The organism is Pseudolysinimonas sp., assembly GCF_044239695.1.
GTDB lineage: Bacteria > Actinomycetota > Actinomycetes > Actinomycetales > Microbacteriaceae > Pseudolysinimonas_A.
This window is the reverse complement of sequence record NZ_JBIIAW010000062.1, coordinates 1-18,639: the sequence shown is the minus strand read 5'-3', so window position 1 is coordinate 18,639 and position 18,639 is coordinate 1. Positions and strand designations below refer to the sequence as shown.

Annotated in this window: 13 protein-coding genes; 9 read left to right on the top strand and 4 right to left on the bottom strand. The window is 71.9% G+C overall.

Going from position 1 to position 18,639, the window contains the following annotated elements; all coding sequences use genetic code 11:
* Positions 1–395, top strand: a 395-nt coding sequence (locus tag ACILQS_RS10505) for an SOS response-associated peptidase family protein (protein WP_395640073.1), incomplete at its 5' end; no start/stop codon positions are given.
* A gap of 10 nt (positions 396–405) precedes the next feature.
* On the opposite strand, the gene ACILQS_RS10500 is transcribed toward ACILQS_RS10505, so the two are convergent.
* Positions 406–723: a 2TM domain-containing protein gene (locus ACILQS_RS10500; protein WP_395640072.1), complete on the bottom strand. Its 318-nt coding sequence runs from the start codon at positions 721–723 to the stop codon at positions 406–408.
* Positions 724–932: 209 nt separating this feature from the next.
* On the opposite strand from ACILQS_RS10500, the gene ACILQS_RS10495 reads away from it, so the two are divergent.
* The 8 genes from ACILQS_RS10495 (at position 933) to ACILQS_RS10460 (ending at position 15,510) form a co-directional block, all read left to right on the top strand.
* A complete protein-coding gene (locus ACILQS_RS10495; protein ID WP_395640071.1) occupies positions 933–1,976 on the top strand; it encodes a TerC family protein in 1,044 nt (347 codons plus the stop codon).
* A gap of 46 nt (positions 1,977–2,022) precedes the next feature.
* Entirely contained in the window at positions 2,023–3,480 is a 1,458-nt protein-coding gene (locus ACILQS_RS10490; protein WP_395640070.1) for a serine/threonine-protein kinase, read from the top strand.
* Positions 3,481–3,658: 178 nt separating this feature from the next.
* Positions 3,659–9,151 (top strand): Ig-like domain-containing protein, encoded by a 5,493-nt coding sequence (locus ACILQS_RS10485; protein ID WP_395640069.1) that lies wholly within the window; start codon positions 3,659–3,661, stop codon positions 9,149–9,151.
* A gap of 43 nt (positions 9,152–9,194) precedes the next feature.
* A complete protein-coding gene (locus ACILQS_RS10480; protein ID WP_395640074.1) occupies positions 9,195–10,169 on the top strand; it encodes an AAA family ATPase in 975 nt (324 codons plus the stop codon).
* A gap of 22 nt (positions 10,170–10,191) precedes the next feature.
* Entirely contained in the window at positions 10,192–11,409 is a 1,218-nt protein-coding gene (locus ACILQS_RS10475; RefSeq protein WP_395640068.1) for a DUF58 domain-containing protein, read from the top strand.
* Positions 11,410–11,422: 13 nt separating this feature from the next.
* Positions 11,423–13,738, top strand: a complete 2,316-nt coding sequence (locus ACILQS_RS10470; protein WP_395640067.1) for a transglutaminaseTgpA domain-containing protein — start codon at positions 11,423–11,425, stop codon at positions 13,736–13,738.
* Between the two features lie 10 nt (positions 13,739–13,748).
* The gene (locus ACILQS_RS10465; protein WP_395640066.1) at positions 13,749–14,792 is read left to right on the top strand and encodes an FHA domain-containing protein; all 1,044 of its coding nucleotides are present in this window, start codon (positions 13,749–13,751) and stop codon (positions 14,790–14,792) included.
* A gap of 4 nt (positions 14,793–14,796) precedes the next feature.
* Complete coding sequence (locus ACILQS_RS10460) at positions 14,797–15,510, top strand: hypothetical protein (protein WP_395640065.1); 714 nt, start codon at positions 14,797–14,799, stop codon at positions 15,508–15,510.
* Here ACILQS_RS10460 and ACILQS_RS10455 read toward each other — a convergent pair.
* Genes ACILQS_RS10455 through ACILQS_RS10445 form a run of 3 tightly spaced genes read right to left on the bottom strand, consistent with a single transcriptional unit; the run spans position 15,491 to position 18,365 of the window.
* Complete coding sequence (locus ACILQS_RS10455; protein ID WP_395640064.1) at positions 15,491–16,546, bottom strand: hypothetical protein; 1,056 nt, start codon at positions 16,544–16,546, stop codon at positions 15,491–15,493. The genes ACILQS_RS10460 and ACILQS_RS10455 overlap by 20 nt on opposite strands.
* Positions 16,543–17,715, bottom strand: a complete 1,173-nt coding sequence (locus ACILQS_RS10450) for a sensor histidine kinase (RefSeq protein ID WP_395640063.1) — start codon at positions 17,713–17,715, stop codon at positions 16,543–16,545. The genes ACILQS_RS10455 and ACILQS_RS10450 overlap by 4 nt, the downstream gene beginning before the upstream one ends.
* A gap of 2 nt (positions 17,716–17,717) precedes the next feature.
* Complete coding sequence (locus ACILQS_RS10445; RefSeq protein ID WP_395640062.1) at positions 17,718–18,365, bottom strand: LuxR C-terminal-related transcriptional regulator; 648 nt, start codon at positions 18,363–18,365, stop codon at positions 17,718–17,720.
* Positions 18,366–18,639 lie beyond the last annotated feature (274 nt).

Below are 18,639 nucleotides of genomic sequence, written 5' to 3'. Positions count from 1 at the left end.
CGATCAACGCACGCGTGGAAGGGCTCGTGGGCTCAGGGGCGTGGAGTGGCCCGCTGAAGAGCCGTCGCGGCCTCGTTCCGGCGACCGAGTACTACGAGAAGGGCCACCGCTTCGGCTTCGGCGGTGGCCTGTTCGCCTTCGCCGGACTGTGGAACGTGACGAAGACGCCCGACCCGCAGACTGGTGCCGACGAATGGATGGTGTCGTACACGATCGTCACCCAGCCCGCCTCGCCGCACATCGCCGGCATCCACGATCGGATGCCGCTCATCCTGCCCCGCGAGCTCTACGACGACTGGCTCGACCCGACGCGCACGGGCGACCAGGAGCTGCTCGACGAGGCGGTCGCGGCGAGCAGGCCCCTCGGCGAGAGGCTGGAGATCAGCTCGCTCTGACGCGCGGGCCTCAGGCGGTCGGACCGGGAGGGGGCGACTTCGGCGCCGACATGCGGGCGACCTCCGCGTCGATGTCGGCTTCGGTGATCTGGCGGCGGGTGATGCCGTACGCGTCGAGCCCGGCGAAGACGGCCGCGATGACCATGCCGAGGATCGGCCAGACCGGCCAGAAGTAGGCGGTGAAGTTCGACGGCAAGCCGGTCGAGAAGAGCCAGATCGCGAGCAGCAGGACGGTGATGACCGCGAAGATCGTGAGCATGATCGTGAAGTCGTTGCGGGCCTTGAGGCGGGCCCGGGCGGTGGCGCGGATGTCGTCGGTCTGGCTCATGCGGTCGACCCTAACCGCGCCTGCTCCTGGGCACCACCAGACCCCCTAGACTGATCGCAGCGAAGGGGAGTATCCCACCTCGTCGCGGCCGTCATCACGGGTTCCAGCGCAGCAGCCCCGGTCGCGATCGTTCCCGCAGCCCGTTCGACAGAGCGGCCGGAAACGCGGGAGAGACGTTCGGGCCCTGCCCTGCACCCGAAAGGTTTCCGTTGGAACTCAGCATCCCCCTCTGGTTCGAGATCGGCACGTACGTCGCACTCGCCCTCATCCTCGGGTTCGACATCGTGCTCGCGTTCAAGCGCCCGCACATCCCGTCGACCCGTGAGTCGGCGCTCTGGATCGGCTTCTACGTCGCCCTCGCGATCGTCTTCGCCGTGCTGCTGCTCGTCTTCGACGGCCCCGAGCACTCGGGCCAGTTCGTCGCCGGCTGGCTCACCGAGTACAGCCTGTCGATCGACAACCTGTTCGTCTTCCTCATCATCATGGGCCGGTTCTCGGTGCCCAGGAAGTACCAGCAGGAACTGCTCATGGCGGGCATCATCATCGCGCTCGTGCTGCGCGGGATCTTCATCCTCCTGGGCGCCGCACTGATCGAGAACTTCTCCTGGGTGTTCTACATCTTCGGGCTGTTCCTGCTCTACACGGCGGCGAACCAGGCGTTCACCAACCACGATGACGAGGCCGAGACCGAGAACAAGCTCATCGGCTTCCTGCGCCGGCGCATCGCGATCACCGAGCGCTTCGACGGCGCCAAGCTGCGCACGACCGTCGACGGACGCCGGGTGTTCACCCCGGTCATCATCGTGCTGCTCGCGCTGGGCACGACCGACCTGGTCTTCGCGCTCGACTCGATCCCGGCGATCTTCGGCATCACACAGGAGCCGTTCCTGGTCTTCACCGCCAACGTGTTCGCCCTCATGGGTCTGCGGCAGCTGTACTTCCTGCTCGGCGACCTCGTCGACAAGCTGGTCTACCTCAAGTACGGCATCGCCTTCATCCTCGCCTTCATCGGCGTGAAGCTGTTCTTCCACGCCCTGCACGAGAACGAGCTGCCGTTCATCAACGGCGGGCAGCACGTCGAGTGGGCGCCCGAGATCGATACCTTCGTCTCGCTCGGCGTCATCGTCGGGGCGATGGCGGTCGCGGTGATCGCGAGCATGATCAAGCTGCGCTACGACCGGGCCCGCGGCATCGAGCCGAAGTCGGCGGCGGCCGAGGCGGCGAAGGTCGACGAGGAGCAGGGCGCCGAGTAGTTGGGGCGCGGAGTAGCCTCCGCCCGCGTTCGTTAGAGTCCTGAGGGTGGCTCGCACACCGGCGCAACCTCCGCAGCTGGAGGGATACCGCTACCTGCGCCCGCTCGGCACCGGCGGGTTCTCCGACGTGTTCGTCTACGAGCAGCTGCTGCCCAACCGCACGGTCGCCGTGAAGGTGCTGCTCGCCGACATCGGGCCGGCTGGGATCGCCTCCTTCACGAGCGAGGCGAACCTGATGGCGCGGCTGTCGACGCATCCGTTCATCGTCACGATCCACACCGCAGGGATCGCCGCCGACGGCCGGCCGTACCTCGTGATGGAGTTCTGCTCCCGGCCGAACCTCGCCGAGCGCTACAAGGCGAAGCCGTTGTCGGTCGACGATGCGCTGCGCACCGGGGTGCGGGTGGCGTCGGCCGTCGAGACCGCTCATCGCGCCGGCATCCTGCACCGGGACATCAAGCCCGGCAACGTGCTCACCAACGACTACGGCTATCCGGCGCTCACCGACTTCGGGATCGCGGGGGCGGCCGATGCGCTGCTCGGCGGCCGGGGCGACGGGGGCTCCGGCGATACCGGCACCGAGTCCGTCGGGCTCTCGGTGCCGTGGTCGCCGCCGGAGATGTTCCTCGACATCCCCGAGCACGACGCCCGCTCCGATGTGTTCTCGCTCGCCGCGACGCTGCACACCGTGCTGGCCGGTCGCACGCCGTTCGAGGTGCCGACCGGGCCGAACACCGCCGTCGACCTGATGGCGCGCATCGAACGCGGGCAGGTCACGCCGCTGCTCCGCGACGACGTCCCGCCCTCGCTCGTCGCGGTGCTCGCCCGCGGGATGGCGCCGCGCCGGGAGGACCGGTACCCGAGCGCCCTCGAGTTCGGGCGGGCGCTGCAACGGGTCGAGCTCGAGCTCGGCTTCGCGCCGACCACCCTCGAGATCGCCGACACGGTGCACGACGCGAACATCGTCGTCGACGCTCCGGACGCGGCCGAGACCCGGGTGCGCTCGTTGCCGACCATCGTGCCCGACGCCCCCGCGGCCGCGCCGCCCACGCCGCCGCCCACTCCGCCGCCGCCGACCGCTGCCGGTCCCTCCCGCGGACGTCTGATCGGCGCGCTCGTCGGCGTCGTGTCGCTCGTGCTGATCGCCGGCGTCGCGCTCGTGATCGTGGTCAGCGGCGGGCAGCTCGACCGACCGGACGCCGACCCCGCGCCGACGTCGACCGGCGGGTCGGCGATCGGCCAGGGCACCGTCCCGGTCGCGACCGACGGGGTCGCGGCCCCGAGCGCCGACGGCAGCACGGTGACCTTCTCCTGGGTGAACCCCGACCCGCAGGACGGCGACGTCTACTACTGGGCGCGGGCCGAGTCGCCGGCATCCCGTCAGGCCGTCGAGACACCCGAGGCGACCGTCGACGGTGTCACCCCGGGCAGCCGCGTCTGCATCAACGTCGAGATCGGCCGGGCCGGGCGCACCTCGCAACCCCTCGTCATCTGCACCTCCTGACGACGACAGCGACGTCGACCTCGGGCGTCACCCGTGTCCCGTATTTGGGGGACGAATATCCGTCATGTTAGGTTGAGCCGCACTCGATCGCACGGCGAAGAAGACCGCAGGGCTGCGCACGAATCAGGGGAACAGGCGCATGGGGATCGTCGGGTCCATCTCCCGAAACCGCAAGGCCGTGGCCTCTGCGCTCGCCATCGCGCTCCTCGCCGGAGTGCCGGTCACCTTCGCGATCCTGCACGAGGGGTTCCCCGTCAGCGACGTCGACCTCGAGGCGCGCGACGTCTGGGTGACCAACGGCGACGCTCTCCTCGGCGGCCGCCTCAACCGGCAGATCGAGGAGCTCAACGGCTCCGTCAACGCGCTCTCGCCCGCCCTCGATGTGGTGCAGAACGGCGCCGACGTCTTCCTCGTCGACCCCGGGCTCGGCGCCCTCTCGCGCGTCGACCCGGCGTATACGACGCTCGTCGAGCCGGCCGACATCCCACCCGGGTCGACGGTCGCGATCGGCGGTTCGACGCTCGCGATCCTGTCGCCGGAGGGGGACCTCTGGGCGATCGACATCGCCAACACCCTCGTCTTCGACCCCACGTCGACGCCTGCTGCCGAGCTCGGGCGCGGGGCGCTCGCCGCGGTCACGACCGACGGCGTCGTCGTGGCGGCGAGCGCGCGGGATCAGCTCGGTCTCCGCATCGAAGCCCCCGGCATCCCGCCGACGTCCCGGCCGCTCGCGGTTCCCGACGACGCCCAGATCGCCGCGGTCGGCGAGCGGATGGTGCTGCTCGACGAGACCGCCAACCGGCTCGTGCGCGACGACGGCGGCACCGTCGAGCTCCCCGATGCCGCCTACCGGCTCCAGCAGAGCGGCGGCGCGAACGACGAGGTCGTGCTCGCCACCGGTGACTCCCTGCTCTTCGTCGCCGATGGCGGCGGGGTGCGCGCGGTGCCCGCGGAGATCGCGAACCCGGTCGCCGGACCCGACGACGTCTCGGCGCCCGTCGTCGTCGACGGCTGTGCGCACGGCGCCTGGGGTGGCGCACAGCGCTACCTCCTCGCCTGCGAAGGTGCCGAAGCGGTCGCGCAGGACATCCCGCAGCGCACCCAGGGTTCGCGCGTCGAGTTCCGGGTGAACCGGTCGGTCGTCGCGCTCAACGATCTCGACAACGGCAACGTCTGGCTGCTCGACGACGAGATGCGGCTGGTCGCGAACTGGGACGAGGTCACCCCGCCCGAGGAATCCGAGACCGAGGAGGGTGAGGAGAAGGCCAGCACGCAGTCCTTCGAGGACACCCTCGCCGAGCGCACCGAGATCAACCGGCCGCCGATCGCCCGCGACGACGACGTCGGCGTGCGGGCCGGGCGCACCACGATCATCCCGGTGCTCGACAACGACACCGACCCCGACGGCGACGTGCTGACGATCCCACGGCACACCGAGGTGCCCGAGTCGGTCGGCGTGCTCGACCTCATCGACGGCGGTCGGGCCCTCCAGTTCACGCCCGCGCCGGGGGCATCGTCGGCCTCCTTCCGGTACACGATCGACGACGGCCGGCCGGGCGGCGTCGCCGAGGCGAACGTCACGATCCGGGTCGTCTCCGACGAGGTCGACACCGCGCCGGAGGCCCGCCGCGAGACGCTCGTCAGCGTCGAGACCGGCGGCTCGATCGCCTACAACGTGCTCGCCGACTTCGTCGACCCGGACGGCGACGACCTCTACCTCGTGACCGCGAGCTCGACCTCGAGCGACATCGTGCGCTTCACGCCCGACGGCACGGTCACCTTCGAGCACCGGTCGGGGTCGTCGGGCGAGAAGTCGATCACGTTCACGATCTCCGACGGGGTGCTCGAGACGACCGGGACCCTCGGGGTGCGGGTCGAGCCGCGGGGCGCGCTCGCGCCGATCGGCACCCCCGACTTCGCGACGGCGTTCGTCGGCGAATCGGTCGCCATCGAGCCGCTGCTCAACGACCTCGCGCCCAATGGCGAGGCGCTCACCCTGCTCGGGGTCGACGACGTGCCCACCGATGCGATCGTCGCGCCCAACCTCGAGCGCGGCACGATCACCTTCCAGTCGCCGGCCGACGGCACCTTCTACTTCCTCTACTCGCTCGCCTCGGGCGCGTCCTCGAGCATCGGCATCGTGCGCGTCGACGTGCTGCCCGCGCCCGACACGATCGTGCCGCCGATCGCCGTCAAGGACACCGTCTTCCTGCGAGCGGGCGAGCCGTCGGTCGTCGAGGTGCTCGCCAACGACGTGTCGGCGAACGGCAACGTGATCGCGGTGCAGTCGGTCGACACCGCGGGCATCGCGCCCGGCGTCACCGTCGAGGCGCTCGGCAACGCCGTCATCCGGGTCTCGTCGTCGAACGCGCTCACCGCGCAGACGCAGTTCCGCTACACGATCTCCGACGGGACCTCCTCGGCGACCGCGGGCGTGACGATCGTGCCGGTGCCGCCGATCGTCAACCGGCAGCCGCCGATCGCGAAAGACGATCGCGTGCGCGTGCGGGTGGGGGATGTCGTCAGCGCCGACGTTCTCGCCAACGACGAGCACCCCGACCAGGCGCGACTGATCCTGCTCGAGGATCTCGTCGAAACGGAGGCCGCAGGAAGCGGACTGGCGTTCGTCGGCGACGGGACCGTGCGCTACCAGGCGGGGCAGGCGCCCGGCGAGTACAGCGTCGTCTACCGCGTCGCCGACCAGTACGGCGAGTCGGCGACCGCGCGGGTGACGTTCGTGGTGGTCGCGGAGGACGACGAAGGCAACCAGCCGCCCGTACCGCTGCCGCAGACGGCGCGAGTCTTCGCCGGGTCCACGATCCCGATCGAGTTGCCGCTCGGCGGGATCGATCCCGATGGCGACTCGGTCGTCATCGTCGGGATCGAGCGCTCGCCGGTGCTCGGCAACATCGCCGACTACAGCCCGACCACCATCCAGTACACCGCCGATCGCAACTCGGGGGGAACGGACACGATCGGCTACATCGTCGAGGACTCCTTCGGCGCCCAGTCGGTCGGCGTGCTCACGATCGGCGTCATCCCGCGTCCCGGTGAGGTGCCGGCCCCGAACGCGGTCGACGACGAGATCGAGATGCTGCCCGGGCGCACCGCCTCGGTCTCGGTCGTTGCCAACGACTCCGACCCGAGCGGCTACGTGCTCGAGTTGAAGGAGGACCTCCTCGAGGTGGACCCCGGCATCGTGGCGTCGATCGACGGCAGCAAGGTCGTCGTCGAGGCGCCGGAGACCGAGGGCACCTTCAGCGTGCGGTACGCGATCACCAACAACCACGGCGGTGAGGACGACGCGTTCCTGATCGTGCGGGTGACGGAGGACGCCGCGCCCGTGTTCCCGATCGCACCCGACTACTTCGTGCCGATCACGGATATCGCGGGCGAAGCTGAACTGCCAGTCGAGCTCGCGGGGCTCATCGGCAACCCGGGCGGGCTCGACGCGGACCTCGTCGTCACCCTCGAAGGACCGAACGCCGGGATGGCCGCCGTCGAGACCGGGACGCAGACGGTGGTCGTGCGGCCGGGGGAGCGGCGCGCGGCGATCGCCTACCGGGTCACCAACCCCGACGACGGGCTCTCGGCGACCGCGTTCCTCGTCGTGCCGCCGGCCGTCGGTGGCGACTACGCGCCTCCGCCCCGGCTGCGCAGCGATCTCGGGCCCCAGGTCGTCGACATGAACGGGGCGCGCGAATGGAACCTCGCCGACATCCTCGTCGTCCCCTCCGCCAAGCCCGCGATCCTGGTCGATCCCTCCTCGGTGACGATGACGCACGGCGACGGCAGCCCCGGCGCGATCGACGCCGACACCCTCCGCTTCGCCGCGGCGGACGACTTCCGCGGGATCGCCTCGATCACCTTCCGGGTCACCGACGGAACGTCGGGGGACGACCCCGACGGCCGGCAGGCTCTGCTCACCATGCCGGTCATCGTGGGCGACCCGGAGTTCACCGACGTGCCGCCGGCGTTCACCGGCCAGAACATCACGATCGAGGCCGGCGAGGAGCCGCGGATCGTCGACCTCCGGGCCGCGACGACGCACCCGAACCCGTCGGTCTCGGGCGACTTCCGCTACGACGGGCTCGGCGGCGAAGCGGCCGGGATCGAGGCCGCGCTCTCCGGCGGCACCCTCTCCGTGTCGGCACCCTTCGGCGTGCAGCCCGGGTCGGCGGCGACGCTGAACTTCTCGGTGCGCTACCGGGACTACACCGTGCCCGGTTCGGTGCAGGTCACGGTCGTCTCCTCCACCCGTCCGCTCGTGCAGGCAGTCCAAGACGCCGAGAAGGGTCGACGCGGAGTGACCGACACGGTGAACGTGCTGGCCAACGACTTCAACCCGTTCGCGGCGCAGGGCGAGCCGCTGCGGGTCGTCACCGCCGTCATCGAGAACGCCGCCGAATCGCAGGCGTCCATCGACTACACCCCCGACGGCGAGGTGACGATCCGGCCCGGCAGCTCGTTCATCGGCGTCGTGAGCGTCGTCTACACGGTCGAGGATGCGACGCGCGATCCCAACCGCCGGGTGCAGGGACGACTGCTCTACACCGTGCGCGACGTGCCGTCGAAGATGGCCGCGCCGACCTTCGTCGAAGGCGACCGGCAGATCACGCTCCAGTGGAGCGCCCCGGCGACCAACGGCGAACCGATCACCCAGTACACGATCGCCTGGTCGGGCGGTTCACCCGTGACGGTCTCCGGCGACGACGCCTCGCACACCTTCACCGGACTGACGAACGGCTCGGGCTACACCTTCCAGGTACGCGCGACCAACGTCGTGGGCACCGGCGAGATCTCCGATCCGAGCGCGACCGCTCGGCCCTATGGAGCGCCCACCCCGGTCTCCTCGGCGACGGCCTCGGGCAGCGCCAACGGCACCGGAGCGGTCACCCTCGCCTGGGGCGGCGCGGCCGGCAACGGACGTGAGATCAGCGGCTACCGGATCACGATGAGCCCCGGCGGAGCGGTGCTGAACGTCGGCAACATCACGACCACGTCGTTCAACGGGCAGGTGGGGACCGCGTACTCGTACTCGATCGTGACCCTCGGGCCGGGCGGCGAGAGCACCGCGTTCTCGTCGACGAACTCCGGAACCCCGCGCCCCGGGCCCCCGGCGAGCGCATCGGCGTCGTGGTCGGGCACCCGGGGCGACCGCACGGTCAACTTCTCCTGGGCGGCCGCGCCGTCGACGCAGCCGATCACCCGCTACGAGATCCTGGTGAACAACTACCACTCGAGCTGGCAGAACGTCGGAACCGCGACGACGTACCAGATCACGAACGCCTCCTTCAACACGGGCTACTCGATCCAGGTGCGCGCGGTCAGCGCCGGCCAGACCGGTGACCCGCGCACGTCGAACACCGTGACCCCGCTCGACGTGCAGCCGGCCAGCTACAGCCTCTGCTACCACAACGACTACTCCGACTACTACAACGTCGGCATCCGCTACGCGAACGCCAGCGCCGGCATCGAGCTCAAGGTGGGCTTCGGGGAATCGGCGATGTACACGACCGGGGCGAACGGGACGGTGCGACTCGCGGCCTGGCACGCCGGCGGCCTCGGCGACGGCCAGGACAACGACAACGACGACAACGACACGATCACGATCCTCGTGAACGGCAGCCCGTACTCGACCACCCGCTGGGGCGACGCCCCGGCGTGCTGACGCCGGAAACGCCCGACCCGAACCCCAGGAGAAGACCATGCCCGTGACGCCCGACCAGGCCCAGTGGTTCGCCGACGCGTTCGGCAAGCTGGTCGACAACATCGACACCGCCGTCCTCGGCAAGAAGCCGCAGCTGCGCCTCGTGCTCACCGCGCTGTTCTCGGGCGGTCACATCCTGCTCGAGGACGTGCCGGGCACGGGCAAGACCGTGCTCGCCAAGGCGCTCGCCAACACGATCCAGGGCACCAATTCGCGCATCCAGTTCACCCCCGATCTGCTGCCCTCCGACGTCACCGGGGTCACCATCTGGGATCAGGCGAAGGGCAGGTTCGTCTTCCACCCCGGGCCGATCTTCGCCTCGGTCGTGCTCGCCGACGAGATCAACCGGGCGAGCCCGAAGACGCAGTCGGCGCTGCTCGAGGTCATGGAGGAGGGCGCGGTGACGGTCGACGGCGAGAGCCACGGCGTCGGCACCCCGTTCATGGTGATCGCGACGCAGAACCCGATCGAGCAGTCGGGCACCTACACGCTGCCCGAGGCGCAGCTCGACCGGTTCCTGATGAAGACCTCGCTCGGCTACCCCGATCACGACATCGCGGTGTCGCTGCTGATGGATTCCGGCAACCGCGCCCGGGCGTCGAAGGTCACCTCGATCATCGCGTCCGACGCGATCGCGACGATGGCGGCGCTGACCAGCGAGGTGCACGCCGACGAGGCCGTGATGGATTACATCTCCCGCCTCGCCACCGCGACCCGAGACGACAAGGATTCGGCGCTCGGGGTGAGCATGCGCGGAGCTCTGGCGCTGGCCCGCGCCGTGCGCACCTGGGCGATCGCCGACGGGCGCACCTACGTGATCCCCGACGACGTCACCGATCTCGCCGTCGCCGTGCTGGCGCACCGGATCGTGGTCGACCCGGAGGCGGAGTTCGCCGGCGTGACGGCCGCGCAGATCGTCGAACGTGCCCTCGCCACCGTGACCCCGCCCGCCAGCCGCGGGGCCAACGCCCTCGCCTGACCCGCTGCCCGACCAGGACCCCATGTCGACCCTCCGCACCCTCCTCGGCCTCGCTCGGCTCACCGCCGCGCGGGTCGTCGCGGTGCTGCGCCCGGTCGTCGGCATCGTCACCCCGCTCGGCTGGATCGTCGCGGGACTCGCCTTCGCCGCGGGACTCGCGGGCGGCATCCTGGGCTGGCCGGAGTTCACCTACCTCGCGCTGACGCTCGCGGCCGGGCTGCTCGTCGCGTTCGCGTTCCTCGCGGGCCGCGCGCGGTTCCGCGTCGAGGTCGAGTTGCGTCCGCGGCGGGTCGTCGCGGGGGAACGCGCGTTCGGGCGGCTGCTTCTGACGAACACCGGCGCGCGGCGCTCGTCGCCCAGCCGCCTCGAGCTGCCGGTCGGGCGCGGCGTGGCCGAGTTCGCCATCCCGACCCTGCCCGCGGGAGCCGAGCACGAGGAACTGTTCGCGGTGCCCACGCAGAAGCGCGCCGTGATCGTCGCGGGACCCGCGCTCTCGGTGCGCGGCGACCCCCTCGGCCTGGTGCGGCGCAGCGTGCGCTGGTCGGATCCCGTGGAACTGTTCGTGCACCCGCCGACGGTGCGGCTGCGTCCGTCGGCCGCGGGTCTCGTACGCGATCTCGAGGGCGAGGTCACCAAGGCGATCACGAACAACGACCTCGCCTTCCACGCGCTGCGCACCTACGAACCCGGCGACGACCGCCGCTACGTGCACTGGCGCACGACGGCGCGCACCGGGCGGCTGATGGTGCGGCAGTTCACCGAGACCCGGCGGTCGCAGCTCGTGCTGCTGCACTTCGCCGAGTCCCGCGGCTACGCCTCCGAGGGCGAGTTCGAGCTCGGGGTGTCGGTGCTCGCCTCGATCGCCCAGCAGGTGCTGCGCGACGGCACGAAGGTGCGGATCGCGAGCGGTGCCGGCGAGCTGCGCACGGCGACCCCGATCACGATGCTCGACGACTCGTCGCGCATCGAGCAGCAGACGACGTCGGCGACCCTGCGCGACTTCGCCCGCGACGCGACGAAGCGGATGCCGGCGCCCTCGGTGCTGCTCGTGGTCGTCGGCTCGGCGACGCCGATCGGCGAACTCCGGGCGGCGTCGACGCTGTTCGGCTCCGACACCCGCACGATCGGCCTGCGGATGGAGGCCGGCGGGGATGCCCGGCTCGCCCTCGTCGGCGGCGTCACGGTCGCCACGATCGGGGCGCTCGCCGACCTGCCGAAGCTGATCGGGAAGCTCTCATGAACGCGGAGCCCTCGTGACCGCCCGCGCCTGGGTCGACGTCGCCGTGCACAGCGCGCTCGCCCTCGTCGGCATCGTCGGGCTCGCCACGAGTTTCGACGACCTCGGCTGGCTGCTCGCCGGCGTCGGCGGACTCGTCGTGGGGACGGCGTCCGCCCTCGTCGCCCGGGCGCTGCGGCTCGGCGCCCTCCCGACGGTCGCGCTCGCCGTCGTCGCCTACGCGCTCCTCGGCAGCGCCCTCGCCGTGCCCGGGCAGGCGCTGTTCGCGGTGCTGCCGACGGGCGAGAGCCTCACCAGCCTGGCGTTCGGCGCCGTGTGGGGCTGGAACGACATCCTCACGCTCTCCGCCCCCGTCGATCTTCCGGACTACGTGACGGTCGTGCCCTACGTCTCGGCCTGGCTCGTCGGCCTGGTCGGCACGACCCTCGCCGCCCGCTGGGTGCCCGCCCGCCCGCGCACCTCGTGGCGGGCGGCTCTGCTGCTCGTCGGTCCGATCGCGCTCTACCTGGCGTCGGTGCTGCTGGGCACCCGGGAGCCGTTCGCACCGGGCGTGCGCGGGGTGCTGTTCGCGGTCGTCGCGCTGGTCTGGCTCGGCTGGCGGCGCGGGCGCGCCGACCGGGTCGCGACGGATGCCACCGGCGGGATGCTGCGCCGTCGTCTGGGGGCGACCGCGATCCTCGTCGGGGCGGCCGCGCTGATCGGGGCGCTGAGCGGATCGCTGCTCGCCGCGCCGCCCGACCGGTTCGTGCTGCGCGAGCGCATCGAGCCGCCCTACGAACCGCTCGACTTCGCGAGTCCGCTCGCCGGATTCCGCGAGTACTCGAAGCTGTTGGAGGACGAGACGCTCTTCACGGTCGAGGGTCTGGAGTCGGGCCAGCGGCTGCGCCTGGCGACGATGGATGCCTACGACGGCCACGTCTGGTCGGTCGCCGGTGCGCAGCTCTCGACGACAGGATCGGGCACCTTCGCGTTGGTGGGACCCGAACTCCCGTCGCCTCCGCTCGCGACGTCGGCGGGCGATCAGCGGATCGAGGTCACGATCGCCGCCGCCTACTCCGACGTGTGGATCCCGTCGGTCGGCTACGCCGAGTCGCTGACCCTGCCGGGCGTTTCGCGGGCCGACCTGCAGGGGCTGCGCTACAACGCGGCGACCGGCAGCGCGGTGCTCACCTCGGGGCTGACCGAGGGCGACGTCGTGCGCTCGACCGCCGAGGTCCAGCTCACCGACATCGACGACGCCGACCTCGAGGAGGTACCGGTCGCCCGCGTCGAACTCGCACCGGTGACGACCGTGCCCGACATCGTCGCCGCGAAGGCGGTCGAGTTCGCCGGGGACGCGTCCTCGCCGATCGAGCGGCTGCGGGCGATCGAGCTGACGCTGCAGTCCACCGGGTACTTCTCCCGCGGCACGGCCTCCGACACGGTGCCGTCGGTGGCCGGCCACGGGGCCGACCGGATGAGCGACCTGTTCACCCGGGACGCGATGGTCGGCGACGAGGAGCAGTACGCCTCCGCCTTCGCGCTGATGGCGCGCAGCCTCGGCTATCCGGCGCGCGTCGTGATGGGCTTCGCCCCCGAGCTACGGGACGGCGAGACGAGCGTCGAGGTGACCGGGCACGACGTCACCGCCTGGGTCGAGGTCGCCTTCGAGGGCGTCGGCTGGATCCCGTTCTCCCCGACGCCGGATCAGACCGATGTGCCGCAGGATGAGAACCCGAAGCCGAAGACCGAGCCGCAACCGCAGGTGCGGCAGCCTCCGCGGTCCTCGAGCGAGCAGGACGACCTCGTCACCGCGGTGGAGATCGACGACGGCGACTCCGACGACGACGGATTCCGTCTGCCCGGGTGGGTGCTCCCGGCCCTGCTCGGGGTGCTCATCCCGTCGGCCCTCGTGTTCGGCCCGATCCTCGTGGTCGGCGGGACCAAGGCCGCGCGGGCCCGGCGCCGCCGTGAGGCGGACGAGCCGCACGAGGCGGTCCGCGGCGCCTGGGACGAACTCGTCGACCGCTACTCCGAGCTCGGGCTCGCCGTGCCGGTCAACGCGACCCGGCGCCGCACGGCCCTCGTTCTCGCCGGGCAGGTCGCCGTGCCGGGGCTCGAACCCGCCGCTTCCCGGGCCGACGCCGCCGTGTTCGGCGACACGCCGGTGCCCGACACCGTCGTGGTGACCGCGTGGGACGACACCGAGGAGCTGGTGCGCGTCGCGCGCGAGACGGTGTCGCCGCGCGCCCGGCTGCTCAGCCGGTACCGCCTCAGCGCGGCCCGGGCCTGGCTGGCCGCGGCCGCCGCTCGGGTCGACGCCGCCCGCCCGCACCGCGGCCGGATCGGCTAGGAAGGACACCGTGGAAACCCGTTTCGTCCCCGACGCGCCCGGCGCCTGGCTCGTCTACGACCTCGGGACCCTCGTGCTCGCCCTGCCGCCCGAGTTCCGGGCCGCGGCCGACGCGGTCGCCGCCGTGCCGCGCACCGGCGTCGACGCCGTCCTCGCCGCCCTGCGGTCGTCGGGGATCGCCGACGCCGCGCCGTTCGCGGTGCTCGAGGCGACCGCCGACGGACTCCGTCTCGCGCTCCGGGGCCCGGCGACGGTGTCGGCGGGTGCCGAGACGCACACCGGACTCGGGGCGGATCCGTGGCTCGAGCGCACCGTCGCCGGATCTGCGGTCGTTCGGTTGACGGTTCCCGGCGGCGAGTGGACGTTGACGCCGTCGGTCGTCGCTGCGGCATCCGCGCTCGTCCCCGCCCCTCGGGTGGCCGCCGTCGCGTCCGCCGCCCCGGCGCCGCTCTTCGACGAGAGCACCGACATCACCGAGATCCCCGACCTCGAAGTCTCCGCCGCCGCCCCGCCGCCCCTCCAGCCCCTCGCGCCGGTGATCGGCGAGCACGACGGCAGCACGGTGCTCGCGAGCGACCTGCCCGCGCGACCGTCCGACGACAAGCCGACCGACGACAAGACGGTCGTCGTCGACGAGATCGCCCGGCTGCGCGCGCGACGGTCGGCCGGCCTCGCGCAGCCGGTCCCTCCGGCCCCGGCCCCGGCCGTGGCCCCGCCCCCGCCTCCGAAGCTCAGCCTCGAGCTGCCCGACGGCTCGCGTGCCCCCCTCGACGCCGTCGTGCAGATCGGCCGAGCGCCGAGCGCCCCCGCGGATGCGCCGACGAGTCGACTCGTGCGTCTCGAGGGCGACGGCGACATCTCGCGCAATCACGCGCGGGTGAGTCTCGACGGCGACACCGTCGTCGTGACCGACCTGGGATCCCGCAACGGCACGATCGTGCGGATCCCCGGTCGCCCGGCGCAGAAGCTGCGCGACGGCGAACCGACTCCCGTGCTGGTCGGCACCGTGATCGACTTCGGCGGCGGCGTCGAGCTGAGCGTGCGGGAGAACTGACGTGGTGGCACCCCTCGCTCTGCCCCCGCTCGTCGTCGAGTTCGCGGGGGAGCGCTACGAGGTGCCGGCGGACCGGGAGTTCGCGATCGGCCGCGACGCCGACCTCGTCATCGACGAGAACCGGTATCTGCACCGGCGCTTCCTCGTGCTGAGCGCGGAGAACGGGATGTGGTGGCTGACGAACGCGGGTGACCGGATCGCCGCGACCGTCACCGACGGCACCGGTCGGGTGCACGCCCGGCTCGCTCCCGGGGCGCGGCTGCCCGTCGTCTTCGACCGCCTCCACGTGCTGTTCGGCGCCGGGTCGACGAGCTACGACCTGACGCTCCACTCGGCGGGCGGCTTCGCGGTCGACCCCGCCCCCCGCGCCGAGGTCGGCGGCGACGCGACGATCGGCGACGTGCCGCTCAGCCCGTCGCAGAAGCTGCTGCTCGTAGCTCTCGCCGAGAACGTCCTCCGGCAGACGGAGTCCGGCCGGGGCGAGATCCCGAGCTCGGCGGATGCCGCCACCCGGCTGGGCTGGACCCTCACCGCCTTCACCCGGAAGCTCGACACGGTGTGCGGAAAGCTCGAGCGCGAGGGCGTCACCGGGCTCCGCGGCGGCCGCGGCAAGCTCGCGACGAACCGCCGGATGCGGCTCGTCGAGCACGCGGTTGCGACGCGGATCGTCACCCGGGAGGACCTCGCGCTGCTCGACGTCACCGAACGCGCAGGCTGAAGGTCTCGGCGCCCCCGTCGGCGGTGGCGAAGGTCACGACAGGTTCGCCGTCCGCCCTCGTCAGCCGGACGGTCACGTCGGAGCCGCCGCTGCCGGCGACCCGATCGGCGGCCCAGCCGATCGCCTCGCGCAGGCGGTCGCCGAGCGGGGCGTCGGCGGGCGAGGTACTGGCGGTCGGGGTATCGGAAGACGGCGTGTCGGAAGACGGCGTGTCGGAACGGAGATCGTCGAGCAGGGCCACGGCCGAACCGCGGCGTCGGGCATTTCGCGCCGCGTCGGTGAGCGGGGCGATCGCGAGATCTCGGCCGCGGATCCGATCCCGCAGCTCCGCTTCGAGCAGCAGGTGCTCACGGCGTTCCTCGTCGGTGACGGTGCCTGCCGCGATGCGGGCGAGTGCCGTCCCGGCCGAGTCCCGGATCCCCCGGAGCTCCCGGGCCCGCTCCTCGTCGGCGGCGGAGCGCGCGCCCTCGGCTGCCTCTCGTCGCAGCCGGGTCTCCTGGAAGGCGGCGATGCGATCGGCGGTGCGCCGCAGCCCGACCGCGCAGAAGGCTCCGGCGCCGAAGAGGATCAACTGGTGGTAGACGAGTTCCAGACCCCGGAGGGGGTCGCCCGTCGTCGTCCCCGTCCAGTGGACGGCGACGGCGGTCAGCGCGAGCTGCTGCCCCACTCCCCACCAGAACCTGCCGCGGAGCGCCAGCGTGAACGACAGGTACGACGTCGCGCCGATGTACCAGGTCACCCATCCGCGCCAGCCGTCGGGTTCGAGCTGCCAGAGTCCGGCGGCCACGGCGATGACCGACGCGGCGACGACCCCCGCGGCGGCGAGGCGGGGGAGCGGGGACAGCTGCGGGAGCACCAGGATGACGGCCGCGGCGATCATGAGCGCGAGACCCGTCAGCCCGAGCGGGGTGCGGGTGTACTCGCCGCCTGACCAGAACCCGATGACGACGTAGGTGACCCCGTACAGCGCCGCGAGCGCCCACGCGCCGGGGCCGGTGGCTCCGAGCAGGCGCGCGACATCCGTCCGGGGGGTCACGAAGCCTCCCAGATCAGAGCGACCCGGGTGCCCAGCCCCGGCTGGGAGACGACGACGGCGCGACCGCCGGCCAGGCTCCGCATCCGGTCTCGGATGCTGACCGCGAGCCCCAGGCGGGCCTCGTCGACGGCGTCGACGTCGAACCCGCGGCCGTCGTCGATCACCGTGACGTCGACGCGGGTGGCCCCGAGCCGGACGTGGACGGCCCGCGAGGCCGGACCGGCGTGGATGACGCTGTTGCGCAGCGCTTCCGCGCTCGCCTCCAGCATCGCGTCGGCGACGTCGGCGGGGATGGGGGCCGGATGGTCGTCCTCGTGACTGAAGCGTGCCGTCGGGTCCAGCTGGGTGGTCGAGGCCTGCACGCGCCAGAGCCAGATCTGGGCATCGACGGCGTCCTCTTCGGTCACGTCGGCACGGTGCTCGAGCTGATCGAGCCGGGTGAGTGCTTCCCGGGCGGCGGCCGAGGCGTGCTCGGGTCGTCGCGCCGACGCGAGCAGCGCGACGAGGACGCTGTCATGCACGAGGGCCTCGATCCGGCCGCGTTCCCGTACTCGGGCCTCCGCCGTCGCCAGCTTGCGGGTGTCGGACACCGCCCGATCGGAGGCCTCGTCGAGTTGTCGGCCGGCGCTGCGGATGGCGAGGGCGAGCGACGTGAAGATCGCGGTGAACAGCAGGGAGTGCAGCGCATCCTGGATCGCGAGGTCGAGGATGGGGCGCTCCGACGCGAAGAACCGGTCCACCCCGACGAAGCCGATGACGACGGCGACGTACGGCCAGGTGGCGGCGGCTCGCCACGCGACCGCGGCGGAGGCGCAGCCGAGGAGCACCGCGCCGAGCGGCCACGGCGTTCCGTACTGCTCGGGCAGGGTCCCGCCCGGCAGGGCGACGAGGATCGTCGCAAGGGTCAGGAGTTGGGCGACCGCGGTGAGGCCCGCCAGCCGTCGGATCCAGGGGGGCGAGAGCCGGGGCGACGAGATCGCGCCGACGATGAGCGGCGCGAACATCCCGGCCGCCGCCGCCGTGGTCCACGCGACACCGAAGGCCGCCGACTGGGAGAGGATGCTCGGCAGCGCGAGCAGGAAGAACGCGAGCGAGCCGACTCCGAGGGCGAGCGCCATCGACCGCGTGACACTGTCGAGCGCCGACCGACCCGTCGTCGCGTCGCGCATCGCTATTGCCCGGCGTCCGGCAGGGGCAGGAAGCCGTCCTCGATCGCCCGCTTGTAGAGGTCGACCTTGGTGTCGGCGCTCCGACCGATCCGCGCGTACTTGCCGCGGATGCGTCGCACGTAGTCCTCGACCGTGGAAACGGCGATCCCCATCGAATCGGCGACCGACTGCGCCTTGAGCCCGGTGGCGAAGAGCCGCAGCACCTGCTGCTCCTGATCACTGAGGGCCGCGGCATCCAGCCCGGGGTCGGAGTCGATCGCGGCCGCCCACTCGGTCGACATGACGGCTCGGCCCGCGGCTGCCTGGCGCAGCGTGTCGACGAGCACGCTCACCGGGTCGGACTTGCGCACGATGCCAAGGATCGCCGTCGTCGCGACCAGGCGCAGCAGGTAGGGGTTCTCGCCCGACGTGTAGGCGATGACGGCGGCACCGTGGTCCACGAGGCGTTCGACGTTGCCGATCGGCGAGGAGCCGTCGGCCAGGCGGAGGTCGAGCACGACGAGGCCGGCATCCGGATGATCCGCCAGGGCCGCGTCGACGGTGGCGGCGACGCCGGCGAAGGCGAGCCCCGGGACGCGGGTGATCGCCTCGCGGAGGGCGAGCGCGATGATCTCGTGGTCGTCGATGAGCACGACGCTGTTCGGGTCCATACGACTTCCCTGAGGCGGATGGTGAGCGGAGCGAGCGGAGGGATGGGGCTCGGCGCTCACCGTATCGCGACTCGTGAGGACGTGCGCGCCGCGCAGCCCGGAGGCGATGGCCCCCAAATGGGTGCCAAGGAAAGCCACGGCTTGGGGACATGTCAGCTTCTCTCCAGGATGGGGACCGGAAGGGGACCTGATTGCCAGCCGCATTGAGAATCGAGTACTGCGGGGAATGGCACGACCTGCGGCCCGGGTCGATCTTCACGATCGGCCGTGACGG